The sequence below is a fragment of the Bacillus cereus group sp. RP37 genome (genome assembly GCF_040459695.1).
Lineage (GTDB): Bacteria > Bacillota > Bacilli > Bacillales > Bacillaceae_G > Bacillus_A.
The window spans coordinates 133,676-149,063 of sequence record NZ_JARVHP010000002.1; the positions used below are offsets into that span (position 1 = coordinate 133,676).

Below are 15,388 nucleotides of genomic sequence, written 5' to 3' on the forward strand. Positions count from 1 at the left end.
TAGAATTATTAGTTAAATGGTTTTTTATGCTTAAATTGAATAAAAGTATGAACTATTACAGCATAATTATGAGTTTTATTCATGATTTTAATAACTATGCAATAAGTGAAATAAATGTTGAATTAAGTCGGAAAATATACATTTACAAATTGTAGAATATGTACATATAGTTGTAACTGTAAATATTATCCGTTTTGAAATATTTATAAAAGGAGAAATTCATATGAAGGAAATACAAAAGCAATATGAAATTGTAGAAGAATTGGATGCAACAGTAGGGCAAGAAGCATTATGGATAGCTCATCAAATGGAATTAGAAAATGGAATGAACAATGAAGCTACCATAATAAAGCTAAAAGGAAATCTTCAAATAGACACCATTAAGAAAGCGCTTACTTTAATGGTGCAATCTCACCCGGCGCTACGTACACTATTTATTAAGAGGGGTGAAAAAATTAAACAATTAGTTCAAAAGAGTATAGATTTTGATATACCAATTAAGGATTTAACTGCTTTTAAAAACACAGAACAAAAATTTATTTTAAAAAAATTCTTAGACTCTATAGTTAACGAGAAATTTAATTTAGAAGAAGGGCCTTTGTTTAAATTCCACATCATTAAATTGTGTGAAGATGAATTTATTTTACATATGATTTTTCATCACATTATTTATGATGGATGTAGTTTAGGAGTTTTTATCCAACAATTGTCTCATACGTATTGTGAATTACTTCAAGAAAATGCGGGTTTAGTATTAGAATCTCCTTATAAGAGCCTTGTAGAATTTGAGGAAGGTTTTATTGACAGTGCAATATATAGAGAAGGATCATCCTATTGGAAAGATTATTTACAAGGTGAATTACCTTCTACAGAGTTTCCTGCTACTATTAATAAAATGAATGAACCGATATATACGAACAAAAATATAAGCAAGAATATTGATGCCGATCTATTTTATCAAATACATTGTTTTGCTAAAAGAAATAACATAAGTGTTTATCGGGTTATGTTAAGTACTTATTGTGCCTTGCTTCATCAAATGACAAATGCTGAAGAAATTATTGTAGGTATTCCAATTAATACTAGACCACAAACGGAAGAAGGGAATGCTTTTGGTTATTTTGTTAATACATTACCTATACGTATAACAATAGAAAAAGGTGATACATTTAAGGGAATACTTAACAAGGTGAATAAATCTGTTCATTTGGCTATTAAGTATAAACATAATCCATATTCACATATAGTAAGAGATTTAAATCTAAATAATAATACACATCATAATATGATTTATTCAACAGCATTTAATACGGTAAGGATACCTCAATTGAAAATTCCCGATATTGAGTCCACAGTTTTAACAGATTGTAAAAGAGTAAATCCTTTTAACATGACCTGGAGAATAATGAGATATGAAGGGGAAACAGAGAATAAAATTGAGATTGACTATAATTCAGCATTATATAAACCAGATAGTATGAATGATTTAGTTGAAAGATATATATATTTGTTGCAAAAACTTATGAAGAATGTGAACGAACCTATCCATTCATTGGATTTACTTTTAAAAAAGGATCATCTTTTATACAAAGATATAAACTCAAATACTCTTGCATATCCTAATTCAAAAACATTAGATCAATTAATTGATCTACAAGCATTAAAATCGCCAAATCAAATAGCGATTTCAATGGGGGATAAATCGATTACCTATTATGACTTGCAGCAAAGGTCAAATCAAATTGCGAATTACTTACGTGAAAATGATATAAAAAAGGGACAGCGTGTAAGTATTACTATGGTGAGAGAGATTGATACAATTATATGCATTCTAGGTATACTAAAATCAGGTGGAGTTTATGTACCAATCGATCCAAAGTTTCCTGAAAAAAGAATAGAATTTATATTAAAAGATAGTGAAAGTCAAATGATTATTACAAAGAAAGAATTCAGGGGATTAATTGAAGGTTTTGCGATTCATACAATTTTTCTAGAGGATTTTCATTACACTAATTCTATAGAAAATATTGCGTCTACACATAACATAGAAGATGCTGCGTATATTATCTACACGTCAGGTTCAACCGGTTTACCAAAAGGAGTAGTTGTACCACATAGAGGAGTAATTAATTTATCATATTCATTAATGAATCAATTTAATTTAGACAAAAATGATGTATTTTTACAATTTGCAACGATGATTTTTGATGCCTCTATTATGGAAATGTTTCCGATTTTGTTATGCGGAGGAAGAATGCATGTAATTTCTGAAATGAAAAAACGTTCTGCAGAGGATTTTATTAATGTCATTAACAAGAATGGTATTACATATGTTCTTTTACCAACTGCATTTTTTAAATTAATAGCTGATATGTCAAAAGAAATATTGCTGAAATTAAATTCTTTAAAATGTGTATTTGTAGGAGGGGAAACATTACCTGCCGAATCAGTTCGTAAATGGCAAAGTAAAGTAGGGTTAAAGATTCCGGTTCTTAACGCATATGGTCCTACTGAAGCCACTGTATGTACAACCCTTTATGAAGTAAATCATGAGATAAAAGAAGAAAGTTCTAATATCCCAATAGGTAAACCAATTGCTAATAGTAAAGTTTTCGTGGTCAATCCGTTTAACACGCTATGTCCGCCAGGAGTAGTAGGTGAGTTATTCATTGGTGGTGATGGGGTTGCCAAAGGATATATAAATCAAAAGAAAAAAACAGAAGAGGCATTCATTTCTTTCGAAAAATCCTATAATCTAAATGAAAAGATATACCGTACTGGGGATTTAGTACGTCTTTTACCAAATGGAAACTTAGAATTTATCGGAAGAAAAGATAATCAAGTAAAATTACGTGGGTATCGAATTGAGCTTGATGAAATTGAAAGAGCATTATTTAAACACCCAGAAGTAAAAGATGCAGTAGTAGTAACTTATCAAAATGACAAAATTGCTAGCTTTTATGTATCAAAAGACAATACAGAGATAAAGCAAGAGGACTTAAATACATTCTTAAGTGAAAGTTTACCAGGTTTTATGAAGCCAAATTATATATTTCATCTTAAAACATTTCCATTATCACCAAGTGGTAAGGTTGATAGAAAAAAATTAGAATTACAAATCCCATCTTTACTTGAAAATATGCAAAATCAATATGTACCGCCAATTGGTAGCACAGAAAAAAAGTTGGCAAAAACATGGTCAGAGATTTTAAATTTAGGGAAATATAGAATTAGTAGAGATGACGACTTTTTTAAACTTGGGGGACATTCATTAATTGCTGTGCAAGTATTAAATCAAATTCAAAAAGAGTTTCATTTGAAAATAGAAATTAGAGATATTTTTGAGCATACAACAATTGCTAGTCTATCTGCTTACATAGATAAATTAATGGAAGCAAATCATGATAGGGAAGAACAGAAGATGCAAATATTAAAAGTTCCAGATAAGGAAAGTTATCAGTTATCAAGTGCTCAAAAAAGAATCTGGTTTTTAAATAAATCAAACGCTATTAATAGAGTATACGATACACCACTACACATATATATTGAGCCGAGTTTGAAAAAAGATATTTTACAGGACGCAATAAGGTTTTTAGTTGAACGACACGAGATGCTCCGCACAGTGTTTATTGAAAAAAGTGGGGAGCCTAGACAAGTCATATTAAAATCAATAGCGATTGACCTGATACACCATGAGATTGAACACATGGCTAAAAAGGAACAACAAGAATATATACGTAGAACAATAAATCAAACGGATTATACACCATTTGATTTGGAAAATGGACCGCTTTTCCGGATGAGAATTTTTAATTTTGATAAGAAAAAATCCTATTTATATATCAATTTACATCACATTATTACTGACGAGTGGAGTATAAGGAATTTATTAGATGAATTAGTTAAGGTATATAGTGCCTTTGCTAAACGAAGAAATCCTGAGTTGCCAACTATTTCTAATCGATATGTAGATTATGTTGAGTGGGAACAGGAACAGTTAAAATTAGGTCGGTGGGATACCGAAAAATCTTATTGGATAGCCGAACTTGCAGCACCTCTTCCTATATTAAATCTTCCTTTAGATTTTAGTAGGAATCGTCAAAGTACAAATAGAGGTACAGTATTTGAAATGAAGTTAGATAATAAAATGAAAGAGTCTTTGAAACAAGTATGTGAACAAGAGAATGTTTCGATGTATATGCTATTTTTGGCAGCATATATTCGATTGTTACATTATCTAACGGATCAAAAAGACATTATTGTAGGTACACCGGTTGTTGGAAGGAATTATCAAGAATTTGAACAAATACAAGGATTTTTTGTAAATACTTTAGCGATTAGAACACAATTAAATGATGTAAAAAATTTAAAACAGCTATTACATGTAGTCAGAGAAAAATGTTTGAATTCTTTCCAAAACCAATCATACCCATTTGATAAAGTAATTGAGCAAATAAATCCGGATAGAAGCTTTGGAAATAACCCAATCTTTTCTACTATGTTTAGTTATCAGAAAGATATTCTGCAACAACATGATGCGTACAAGCTTCAATTGTTACCTAATAAACAAGATGTTAGTAAGTTTGACATTTCTTTAGCTGTTGAAGAAGGATTGGATTATCTAGGGATTTCATTTGAGTATGATCTTACCCTTTTCAAGGAAAAGTCAATTAATAGATTTACTCAAAATTTACTTAATATACTGGACGCATTTATTCATCAACGAACAGTAGCATATGAAAATCTTTCATTCCTATCACAGGAAGAAGAATCTCTATATAAAAAGGTAAATCAGACAGAAAGACCATATCCTTATTTTCAAAATATACAGGAGCAATTCTATAAGCAAGTAGAAAGACAATCAAATCGGATTGCTATAGCGACTGAAACGGAATCTTTAACATATAGACAATTAAATATAAGCTCTAATCAAGTAGCTCAACATTTAATCGGAAAAGGTATAAAAAGAGGTGATAAGGTAGCCATATTTTTAGATAGAAGTATGAATAGTATCGTTTCTATGCTTGGAATATTAAAAGCCGGTGCTGCCTATATACCAATCGATGTAAAATACCCTGAGGATAGAATAAATTATATAGTTAGTGATAGCGAGGCATGTAGAATTATAACGAGTAACAAATACAAAAGTCATTTGAATGTAAGCAATTATAAGGTTTCAATAATAGAGGATATATATCGTACGACTATAAATGATAATGTGAAAATTTTAAATAAACCAGATGACTTGGCATATGTAATTTATACTTCAGGATCAACAGGAAAACCAAAAGGTACATTATTAACGCATAAAGGAGTATTAAATTTAGTTGAATGGAGAAATGAAGTATTTCAGATTTCTTCAAATGATAAAGTAACACAGTTTTATTCTCATAGTTTTGATTCTTCTGTATCGGAAATTTTTTCTACTTTGTTAAATGGAGCGGAACTGTATGTATTAAGTGATGAACAGCGCTATTCAACTGTTGAATATGCCCAAGCAGTCCAAAAAATACAAGCAACTATTTCTGATTTACCAACAGTATTTTTTAATGAATTATCGACCTCATTAACTAAACCGGATAGCGAGAAGATACGTTCTTTAAGATTTATGATAATGGGAGGGGAAGCTGCATCAACAAATGCTATTAGGAGTTGGCAAAATACTTTTAAAAACCAAGTGCAACTGGTAAATGAGTATGGTCCTACTGAAGCAACTGTTTCAGCGATGTACTATTTCATACCAGAATTAGAATGCGAAAATAACATTTTAGGTAGCATACCGATTGGTATTCCAATTTCTAATACAAAGGTTCATATATTGAACTCATATATGCAACATTGTCCGGTAGGTTGCATGGGTGAATTATATATTGAGAGTTTAGGATTGGCCCAAGGGTATTGGAAGCAGGAAGAAAAAACAAAACAGGCATTTATTGCAAATCCATATTCAGAAGATAACAGTAAAAGGTTATACCGAACAGGTGATTTAGCAAAGTGGTTACCAAATGGAAATATAGAATTTATGGGAAGAAAAGATAAGCAAGTTAAAATTAGAGGGCACAGAATTGAACTAGGGGAGATAGAAGATGCAATATTACAATTTGAGGGCATAAATCAGGCTGTGGTAACACAAACGAAAGATGGAATGCTATTGCAAGCTTATTATAAAACAGTGGACGGTTTAGAAATAGAGAAAAATAAGTTAGCTTTGCATTTATCAAAAGTATTGCCAGAATATATGATCCCTAAATATTACTCTCATGTGTTAGAAATACCAATAACGGCTAATGGGAAAATTGATTTTGAAAAACTGCCTGCAATAGAGCTTGACCATGAGCAAAAGGATGAGTGTATACTTAAGCCTCAAACTAAAGTGCAAAAAAACATTGCAAAGGTATGGTCTGAAGTTCTAAACATAAAATCTATAGGTTTAAAAGATGACTTCTTTAATTTGGGTGGACATTCTTTAAAAGTTATGCCGGCATTAGTTAAATTAAAACCGTTATATCCTAACTTGAGAATTCAAGACTTCTTTAAGTATAGAACAATAGAAAATTTAGCCTCTCATATTGAAGAAATGGAAAAGATGTCGTTAAGGACAGAGAAAAATATGAATGTAGCATGTATGGAAAATGAAACGATAACGTCTCCTGCTTGTAAAAGAAATAAAATAGAAGAATGTGAGATAGATAGGGTGAATTATCCAAGAGCAGTTTTCCTTACAGGGGCTACAGGATATTTAGGAGCACACATTTTAGAACGCTTATTACAGTTGCCATCTACGACTATTTACTGTCTAGTAAGAAATAATGAGGATCAAGTAATTGGTTCAAAGTTAAAAGAAAGAGTGATGTTTTATTTCGGTAAAGAAATTCTCCAAAAGTTGGAGGAGAGAGTAGAATTAATTGAAGGAGATTTATCTTTGATAAATCTAGGTCTAGATTCAAAGCAATTGGACCATTTAAATAATAAGGTAGAGTCAATCATACATTGTGGTGGAGAAGTTAGACACTATGGAGAACGTGAGCATTTTCAAAAGGTAAATGTTCAGTCTACAAAATATTTATTGGAATTAGCTAAGAATACAAATGCACGTTTTCATTATATATCGACTTTAAGTGTAGCTGGACAGGCTGAAAGCGATCCAAAAGAATTTGAATTCCTTGAGTCTAATTTTGATAGAGGTCAAAATTTAGATAATGTCTACTTAGAAAGTAAGTTTCAAGGCGAGAAAATGGTCAGAGAGGCAATGGAAAAAGGGATTCGTGCTACGATATACCGTGTGGGGAATTTAGTGGGTAACTCTAAAACGGGTAAATTTCAATTCAATATTAATGAAAACGCTTTTTATAGATTGTTGAAAGGGATATGCATATCTAACATAGCACCTGAAATCAATACGTATGTAGATTTAACGCCTGTAGACTATGGAAGTTTAGCTATTACTGAATTATCCTATAAGGTCAATACAATAAATAAAACCATGCATATTTGTAATCCAACTCAGCTTAAATGGGACCAATTTATTAATAGTTTACAAGCTTTTGGATACGATATTATGTTAATGAAACAAGAAAAGTATATAGAGAAGTTTTTTAATACGAATTTAACTACTGATGAACAGAAAGCTTTAGAGCTCATAATGCCTTTATTAGAATCTGTAGAAGAGCTATCAGTAGCTATACCATCCTGTTTATACACGCAAGGATATTTGAAGAATGTACATTGTTTAGAGCCAAATCAAGAATATATCAATTTGTTATTACATTACGCTATGAGTATCGAGTTTTTACCAGCCATTAAAGAACCAATATTGCTATAGAATATACCATCGATTTTGAACAGATTGGTTTATAAATATGAAGTTTTGAATATTTGTTTACTTTCTCTTATTATTTGGAAAAGTAAAAAGAACTTGTAGTTTTATCTACAAGTTCTTTTCGATTAAAGGTTTATACATTTAGTTGGTTGGATAATATTTCAATTCTTCATATTACTAACAGAAGAAATTAACCAAGACAAATAATTCTTTTCAATAAGAGAAAAAATACAATTTTATTAAGACCAAATCCATCGATCATCAGTTAATGCTTGAGAATCATTAACTTTTTCAATCTCATCTGTTATCGACCACTCATTACTTCTTTCAGCGTTCGCCATATGCACTTTAACTTTTTCACCTACATTAAATTTCTGCCCTTGTGTCAAATAAACCGTAACATTACGTTTACTTCCGTCATTTCCAGTATATTGAACAATTACATAATTATATTCTTCTATTCCAGATTTAAACTTATCTACTTTTGTAACATGTCCTATTTCATATTCATATGCAAAAACATGTTTTAAATAACTTCCCTGGTGTAATGTATCAGTACCTTGAACCTTTTCAATTGACTCTGCAATCATATAGTCCGTAAAATTACGCATCATTGCACCAGTAGCTTTTATTTGATCACCAACTTTTACATTAGGTGTAGAGTTTAAATAAATACTGATAGGCTCTGAATACTTTGTTGATTCAACAGAGATAACATTATCAGTAACCTCAACTACACGCCCTTCAATTGTTGATAAATTTGACTCGATAGAAGCTGCACTTGCCTTTGTTACTTCTAATCCTGGTAGATTTGTGCCTGCAAGAGCTGCAATTCCTAATGCACCAGCTAAAATGATTTTTTTCATACCTTATAACATCTCCATTCCGGTTGTAGTTAAATGCGCAGTTAGGTTTAATTCGTAAATAACTTTCGTATATCACCTAACATGTAATCATTATAGTTACAATAAGAATGATTATCAACTACAATTGGAATGTAATTTTGCATAATAATAAATCTTGATTTAATAATTTATCATTCGTATTGGGTATTACACCAAGAATTGGTACAGGAAAAGAAATTGGACAACTTATCAATGGTGAAGACTTAGTAACAGGTCAAAAATATGGTCCAGACGATTATGTATGGGGCACATTGGCCGTTGTATCTGGTGGTACAACACGAGTTGTTGGTAAGGTTGTAGGGAAGATTGGCGACCTTGAAAAGAAAGGAAAGGCACTAGAAGCAGCTGCTAAAGGTGGTCGTTCAGGAGAGATTGTTCTTGATAAGGTTCTAATATATGAACAAGCAAGAAATAAAGCAATGAGCTTATTGGGGGATTTTGGAGCAGATTCACAACCATTTATAGGAACAATGGAAAAAAGCGCTGGTTATGGTAAAATTGTTGGCAGAGAGACAGCTAATCATAAAGCAAGATGGCGATTAGATTATGGTCCTAGTAAAGGGATGCATATAAATGTTGAAGATTTTAGAAATGGAAAAAAAGATAAAGCAATTAAATATGCGATTCCTTTTGAAGGAGACGAAGAAACCTTTAAATCGTTATTAAAATATCTAAATAAAATGAGGTAATAAAATGGCAACACTGTTGGAAGAGTGTATTGAAGCATTAGGTGAAGACATTGAAATTTTAGAAAATACTCAAGGGAAAATGATAGTAAATAGTTTTGAAAATGCATTTCCTATTACACAATGGGGAGAGTAGATTGGTCCAATATTGAAAACTATGGTGATTTATATAATGAGGATGAAATAAAATTTTATCTACAGAACTGTTTTGGAACATATTCTCAGACAGTATATATTTTTTGGGATAATGCTAGAGTACCAGTAATTAAAACAAATTTACATCAAGTTTTAAAAGTAATATATGATGTTACAGCTGTTAGTTTTGATACCTGGATATATTCACCGGATATGGGGTTTGTTATTGAGTATCATCATGATGGTGATATACGTATTGGAGACGTAAAAAATATTATTAAATAAATAGATTTTACTAAACAAACGTAGGATCATTGATTCCTACGTTTGTTTAGTGTTAAGTAAAAATTTAACCACCGGAGAGTATCAGGAAATAAGGGTAACTATGACAGATCCTAGATGGCCTAATGAAGATGGATAGGTCAAAATGGCCCATAGTGTAAATGGTGTGGAAATACATTATGTTAAAAATACAAAAACTGATGAATTTGATGATTTTAAATTTAGAGATAAAAAATAAATAAGGGGCGTTTATTGTGAAAGTAACTTGTTTGTACAACATTGAAGATTATCTAACAAAGGCAACCGAGGAAATATTTAACTTAGTTATTAAGAAGGAGTATATTGTTTATGGCATATGTAAGTTACAAAGTGGTGAATTAACATACTTAATCTTAGGAGAACGTGAAAATATGCCATCATGGTATCCAGCAGAATTATTTAAAATATCTGATGCGTTACAACCTATAGAATGGTATTGTGCAGAACACAGACATGTCAAAGATAAAACTATAGATTATATATGGGGATATAAAGAGTTAGCCTTGGATGATACACATGCTCTTGGTTTAATAGAAAGAGAGAGTAAAGATATGGAACTATTTTTAAAGCGTAAAGCTGAAATTGATGAATTTGAGGCATTGTAATAGTAAGTGAATGAATTGATTAGCCTATAAAAAGCGTAGAAATTAAATATTTTTACGCTTTTTTGTACATAACATTTAAATAAACAGCTTATTTTTTGAAAAAGTTGAAAGATGTCATTTATGTTTGCGCAAATATCTAATACAATGTACTTTATATAAAAAAAGTAGCTGCAAGTGCAACTACTTTTTCATAAAAACATTATGATTCAAATAACACCTTTAGCGTAAACTTGCGCTTAATGGTACTTGAGAATAAACTGTGAAATTGTTACCATAAGTACCGTGTCTTGAAAATGAGGAAGAAATTGAACTGTTCCAACTTTTGTAGGTAGCCCCAGATGTATCTGTTCTTAGAAGTACATTTGAAAAGCTAGCTTGGCTAAAGGAGTTACGTCCAGTATCTTCAACCCCCTGAACCATTTTTACTGGTTCATATTGAGAAAATGAGCCATATACAGGCTGATTTGCATATCTAGGGTTTCCATTTACATACATAGTAACCGTACCATTTCCGTTATTAACTATTTTAAGATTTACTCGATCACCATCTTTAATTGACGCATCAAACTGTGTGTTCCAATACTTACTGTTTTGACCTGATTCATTATATCCTGAATTTAGAAATACTTTATATCCACTTGGTGTTTTGGAAATACCACCCTCAACTTTAGATGCTCCAATACCTAAATACCAATTCACATATCCATCTTTAACAACAACTGATTTTGGTAGATTTATATCAGCTGCAATTCCGGTATAGGTACTATTTGTAACACTTTTTACAGCACCTTCTGTAGCTGCAAAACTAGTAGTTGAAAACATTGATAGAGAAATTAGAAGTGAACCAACTAGATACATCATTTTTTTCTTACTTTTTCTTAATACTTGATTCATTTTAGATCCCCCATATTTTAAATTATTAAATTGTATGGAAAGTTGGCCAACTAACTACAACTTACAAATTAAAGATATATCAGGTTTTATTTAATGTATATATTTTCCTGTCAGAAGTCATCGAAATGTCAAATAAATTTGTTTTTTCGTATTTATCAATATAGGTGAAGTTGACAGATTAAAGTGGTATGTCTATTTAAATATAAGAAGATTTTGTAAAAATACTATTAAAACCTATAAATATGTTGTAGATAATATGTACTACGGTTCATTTAGGAGAGAAAAATATGGAATGAATATAGTGGGATTTATCAAAGAGTATATCTGAAATGTTTAGAAATAGATTAAATACAAAGGAAATAAATGAATCGTTTTTCTTAAGGAATTCATTGAAATAGTCCGTAGATGAAGGGGAATATATGATTTATAAGACATGGATTTCCTATATAAAAGAAGAAAGGGGATCCAGCTATGGGAATTACAAATATAAGATCGAAGTTAGATAATGCAGCTATTGAAGAGGCTATAGAGGCATTAAAAGATGAAAATGAATGTTTACGTATGGAAATCGATTACTTAAAAAAGTTAAAGGCCTTCGTTCAAAAAGAGATGGAATTACAGATCAAGACAAAGCAAGAGTAATTTATCTTACAAAATTCGAAAGTATAGATCATATTAAGATAGTATTAGATAATTATAGAGGTCATTACAATCGCAAAAAAATCAAAGTACAGTTAAAAGGAATGAGTCCAGTACAATACCGGACTCACATTCAAACAGCCGCTTAATTTTTTGTTTAATTCTTCAGGTCCAGTTCATCATAGGCGATCGATTGTTGGTATGCTACGCGCAGTGATTGTTATTTTTTAACTCATCTCATATTACGTTAGTTTAAGTATTGAGAGTAAAAGAATAGGAATAGAAAAATTAATGTTTTGCTAAATAATCTATTAAAGAAACTTAAAGGAATAACAAGTTCTCCTATTGTAAGGATTTTAAGTTTATCCTTATTTAGTCCTTTTATTAATTCTTTTAATGTTTGGAAGTTTATTTTATTAACGAAAGACCAACTTGGCACAGCTTTTGTATCTGAACCTATTTTGAAAATGATATGAATACTATGTGCATGAAAACCGCTTATTATTAAAATAAGCATAAATCCTAAAATAATGAACCAAGTCATTTTTCAACATCTCCTTTCAGTATTTAATATTAAGATATTAAACCTGTTGAGAAAGTGTGCTGTTGTCCATGAAAAATATTGAGAAATTGTTGAGGAAACGTTGAAAATGTTGCAATGCGATTGATTGTAGCGGAGTTAATAATGCTTGTTCTCTATTATATGTGTGAAAAAAGGAAATAGGAAAGAGAACAGTTGCGTAGACTGTTCTCTTAAGGAGCGGAAGTGCTGAACATTTTCAATGACAATGATTCAAGCCTTCCGTTAATAGTATGTGTAAAAATTTATAATTCATACAAGAAAGGCAGCTATAAAAAATAGCCGCCTTGCCTCAGGGAGAATTCAAGAAAATTAGAGATTCATTATGGATACAGATTGGCTGTTACCAATTTATTTATATTATTAGTAAGTATTAAATAAAATATTCAAAAGTTAAAATCTCAATTCATCGTAGGATTGTTCACAGTTAAAAAAGTGGTATTAATTGGAATTTAAACTCTTTATCCTGTATGATAAAAATATGGATATTATAATATCTTTATAGTTAATAAAGGGAGAATACAGGAGGAGTTGGCATGAAAAATATAAAAACGGCTATGACATTGGTACAATCACATCTTAATGAAAATGAGATTATTGAAAATAGCCTATATGGAATGTTTCAATATCAAGTATTTGGTATGGGTAGTCAAAGAAAAGGGATATTGGTCGCTACAAATGAACGTATGTGTTTTTATACAAAATATTTAGGGAGTGAAACGTTTAAAGTATTTAATTATGCCAAAATTAATTCAATAGATGTAGAAAAAGGATTATTAACAGGAAAGAAAATCATTTTTTTTCATGATGGCGAACGTGAAGTGATGAATTTAATTGAGGAAGGTGACCTAGAGAGGTTTGCAGTATTTGTAAAAGAAAAAATTATGATCTTGAAATAAAGAAGTTTGTTTTTAAAATTTGCTTCTCAAATTAAACAATAGTATCATTTGCTAAAATGGAAAACATTAAAACATTAAAACATTAAAACATTAAAACAAAAAACAAATTTCAAATGACTTTAATAACCTCCTATCATACTGTTTTATGGGAGGTTATTGCCTTTCTAAAGATAAAATTAAAGAGTATTATTATCCTTATACAAGGATGAGTGACATGCAAAGTAAAAAGAGCACTTTTTAAAAGTGCTCTTTTAAGGTGTGTATTAGGACTTGAAAGAGGCATCAATGATAATTTAGAAGGAGATATCTCTATACAACATATGGAGGTACTATGGAAGGGTTACAATAAAAAATAAAAAGAGCAGTTAGAATGAACTAACTGCTCAGCTCCAGGGGAATTGGAGACTTGGTTTTTCTAGTGTTAACAAACTTTCAGTGTATTATTCGAAAGTAGATATAGATGGCTAATTATAAATATTGTATTAGTGCATTTTATCCTTTAAATAGTGTTCCACCATTAGTAACATGAGACTCTCCAATTTCTCCAACTTCTTCAACAGGTATAAGTGGTAAATTATTATTATCGGGTTCATTATTCCTGTTCATAGCATTAAAGATAAATTGTGCGTACTGCTCTCTAGATACCTTCATATATGGACTATAGTTATTGTTACCTGTGCCTTCCGCGATATGGTTGGAATGAATAGCATGAATTGCATTTTTTGCCCAAAATTCATTCGGTATATCTTTAAAAGTAAATGCTCCCGTTGCTTTTAGCTGGAATGCCTTCGTTAATACAGAAGCCATTTCAGCACGTGTTAAAGTATCCTTAGGGCGGAAGTTACCATGTTCATCTCCAGTGAAGATTCCTAAGTTTGTGAGAGATAAAATCTCTTTTGAGTAATGGGTTGTGAGAGAATTGATATCTGAATAAGGGTTAGTATATGTTTCTTTATTTTCTGGTTTGAGGTAATTGTACATAAGAATAGCAACTTGTTCTCGTGTTACATCATCTCCAAAGCCAAATATCCCATTTCCGTATCCAGATAGGATTTGTTTTTCTTTTAAGTCATGTATCGCTGTATATGACCAGTGGTTTTGTGGTACATCAGCAAAGAGTTCTTCAGCATGAGCGGTATAATGTCCAACTCCAAGTATTGTTAAGGTACTAATAGATAGTGCAGAGCATAATTCAACTAATTTTCTTTTCAAAACATTTCCTCCCTAAAAACGATATATTATCTTAATAAGTATATTGAAACCTATTATAATTATATATAAATATAATGTATTTGATAGATGTATTTATTGTTTAATGAGACTTAATTATTTCCCCATCTTTCTGTATTCAAATCTGTTATTTACAACCATGTACCCGTAGATGGATTATATATTTAGACAGTTTTTACCAGTCCACCTTCCACGCCTGATTCACCTATAGCTTATACATTGCTTTACTAAAAATATTTGATACATTGAAATATTCTTACATGGTATAATTTTCTATATGATTTTATGAAATGAGTGGGTGTAAATAATGGAGAACTTTCAAAGTAATTTTCAAACGGCTAAACAAATCGCTACATCGATGAAAAATAATTCGGATACAATCCAAAGTACGAAAAATCTTTCTATAAAAAAGGCGAGTCGTACTACACTATCTGTTAATGCTCAAGCACAAAAAACGAATCAACAAATGCTGGATTTGACTAGACAATTTTGTGGGACCTTTCAACAAGCAGTTGATAATATTCATTCAACAGCTAAGGAGTTTGAAAGAATGGATAACGAACTACAAAAGACATTTCACTAATGTGATAATCTACAGTAAAGAGAGAAGGAGAGGGAGAAAAAGATGGGTCAAAACATTGAAAAGCAAATAAATCAATTAAATTAAGAATTTCG

Annotated in this window: 10 protein-coding genes and 2 pseudogenes; 8 read left to right on the forward strand and 4 right to left on the reverse strand. The window is 30.8% G+C overall.

Annotated features, from left to right (window positions below; genetic code table 11):
- Positions 1 to 223: 223 nt before the first annotated feature.
- Complete coding sequence (locus QCI44_RS28990; protein ID WP_353811599.1) at positions 224 to 7,822, forward strand: non-ribosomal peptide synthetase; 7,599 nt, start codon at positions 224 to 226, stop codon at positions 7,820 to 7,822.
- Positions 7,823 to 8,058: 236 nt separating this feature from the next.
- Here the strand turns inward: QCI44_RS28990 and QCI44_RS28995 are convergent, their stop codons facing one another.
- Positions 8,059 to 8,685, reverse strand: a complete 627-nt coding sequence (locus QCI44_RS28995) for a hypothetical protein (protein WP_277550184.1) — start codon at positions 8,683 to 8,685, stop codon at positions 8,059 to 8,061.
- A 164-nt stretch (positions 8,686 to 8,849) separates the two neighbouring features.
- On the opposite strand from QCI44_RS28995, the pseudogene QCI44_RS29000 reads away from it, so the two are divergent.
- The 3 genes and pseudogenes from QCI44_RS29000 to QCI44_RS29010 all read left to right on the forward strand — a co-directional run.
- Positions 8,850 to 9,413 (forward strand): annotated as a pseudogene (locus tag QCI44_RS29000) (pre-toxin TG domain-containing protein); the annotation flags it as partial.
- Positions 9,414 to 9,417: 4 nt separating this feature from the next.
- A pseudogene (locus tag QCI44_RS29005) lies at positions 9,418 to 9,830 on the forward strand (CDI toxin immunity protein).
- 251 nt (positions 9,831 to 10,081) lie between these two features.
- On the forward strand, positions 10,082 to 10,471 hold the full coding sequence (locus QCI44_RS29010) for a hypothetical protein (RefSeq protein ID WP_353811600.1): 390 nt from the start codon (positions 10,082 to 10,084) through the stop codon (positions 10,469 to 10,471).
- A 219-nt stretch (positions 10,472 to 10,690) separates the two neighbouring features.
- Here the strand turns inward: QCI44_RS29010 and QCI44_RS29015 are convergent, their stop codons facing one another.
- Complete coding sequence (locus QCI44_RS29015) at positions 10,691 to 11,365, reverse strand: hypothetical protein (RefSeq protein ID WP_064475141.1); 675 nt, start codon at positions 11,363 to 11,365, stop codon at positions 10,691 to 10,693.
- 471 nt (positions 11,366 to 11,836) lie between these two features.
- Between QCI44_RS29015 and QCI44_RS29020 the strand changes: the two genes are divergently transcribed.
- A complete protein-coding gene (locus tag QCI44_RS29020; protein ID WP_171902948.1) occupies positions 11,837 to 12,007 on the forward strand; it encodes a hypothetical protein in 171 nt (56 codons plus the stop codon).
- Between the two features lie 38 nt (positions 12,008 to 12,045).
- Positions 12,046 to 12,153, forward strand: a complete 108-nt coding sequence (locus tag QCI44_RS29025) for an IS3 family transposase (RefSeq protein WP_223838211.1) — start codon at positions 12,046 to 12,048, stop codon at positions 12,151 to 12,153.
- A gap of 98 nt (positions 12,154 to 12,251) precedes the next feature.
- Here the strand turns inward: QCI44_RS29025 and QCI44_RS29030 are convergent, their stop codons facing one another.
- Entirely contained in the window at positions 12,252 to 12,548 is a 297-nt protein-coding gene (locus tag QCI44_RS29030) for a hypothetical protein (protein WP_000219733.1), read from the reverse strand.
- 572 nt (positions 12,549 to 13,120) lie between these two features.
- On the opposite strand from QCI44_RS29030, the gene QCI44_RS29035 reads away from it, so the two are divergent.
- Positions 13,121 to 13,483 (forward strand): PH domain-containing protein, encoded by a 363-nt coding sequence (locus QCI44_RS29035; RefSeq protein WP_016136249.1) that lies wholly within the window; start codon positions 13,121 to 13,123, stop codon positions 13,481 to 13,483.
- A gap of 492 nt (positions 13,484 to 13,975) precedes the next feature.
- On the opposite strand, the gene QCI44_RS29040 is transcribed toward QCI44_RS29035, so the two are convergent.
- Positions 13,976 to 14,695: an S-layer homology domain-containing protein gene (locus QCI44_RS29040; RefSeq protein WP_016135848.1), complete on the reverse strand. Its 720-nt coding sequence runs from the start codon at positions 14,693 to 14,695 to the stop codon at positions 13,976 to 13,978.
- 325 nt (positions 14,696 to 15,020) lie between these two features.
- On the opposite strand from QCI44_RS29040, the gene QCI44_RS29045 reads away from it, so the two are divergent.
- Positions 15,021 to 15,296 (forward strand): TIGR04197 family type VII secretion effector, encoded by a 276-nt coding sequence (locus tag QCI44_RS29045; RefSeq protein WP_016135849.1) that lies wholly within the window; start codon positions 15,021 to 15,023, stop codon positions 15,294 to 15,296.
- The last annotated feature ends 92 nt before the right edge of the window (positions 15,297 to 15,388 follow it).

Excerpts from the sequence above, each read along its gene's own strand:
- QCI44_RS29020 (WP_171902948.1), top strand. The coding sequence starts at position 11,837 with ATGGGAATTACAAATATAAGATCGAAGTTAGATAATGCAGCTATTGAA.
- QCI44_RS28995 (WP_277550184.1), bottom strand. The coding sequence starts at position 8,685 with ATGAAAAAAATCATTTTAGCTGGTGCATTAGGAATTGCAGCTCTTGCA.
- QCI44_RS29035 (WP_016136249.1), top strand. The coding sequence starts at position 13,121 with ATGAAAAATATAAAAACGGCTATGACATTGGTACAATCACATCTTAAT.
- QCI44_RS29045 (WP_016135849.1), top strand. The coding sequence starts at position 15,021 with ATGGAGAACTTTCAAAGTAATTTTCAAACGGCTAAACAAATCGCTACA.
- QCI44_RS29030 (WP_000219733.1), bottom strand. The coding sequence starts at position 12,548 with ATGACTTGGTTCATTATTTTAGGATTTATGCTTATTTTAATAATAAGC.
- QCI44_RS28990 (WP_353811599.1), top strand. The coding sequence starts at position 224 with ATGAAGGAAATACAAAAGCAATATGAAATTGTAGAAGAATTGGATGCA.
- QCI44_RS29015 (WP_064475141.1), bottom strand. The coding sequence starts at position 11,365 with ATGAATCAAGTATTAAGAAAAAGTAAGAAAAAAATGATGTATCTAGTT.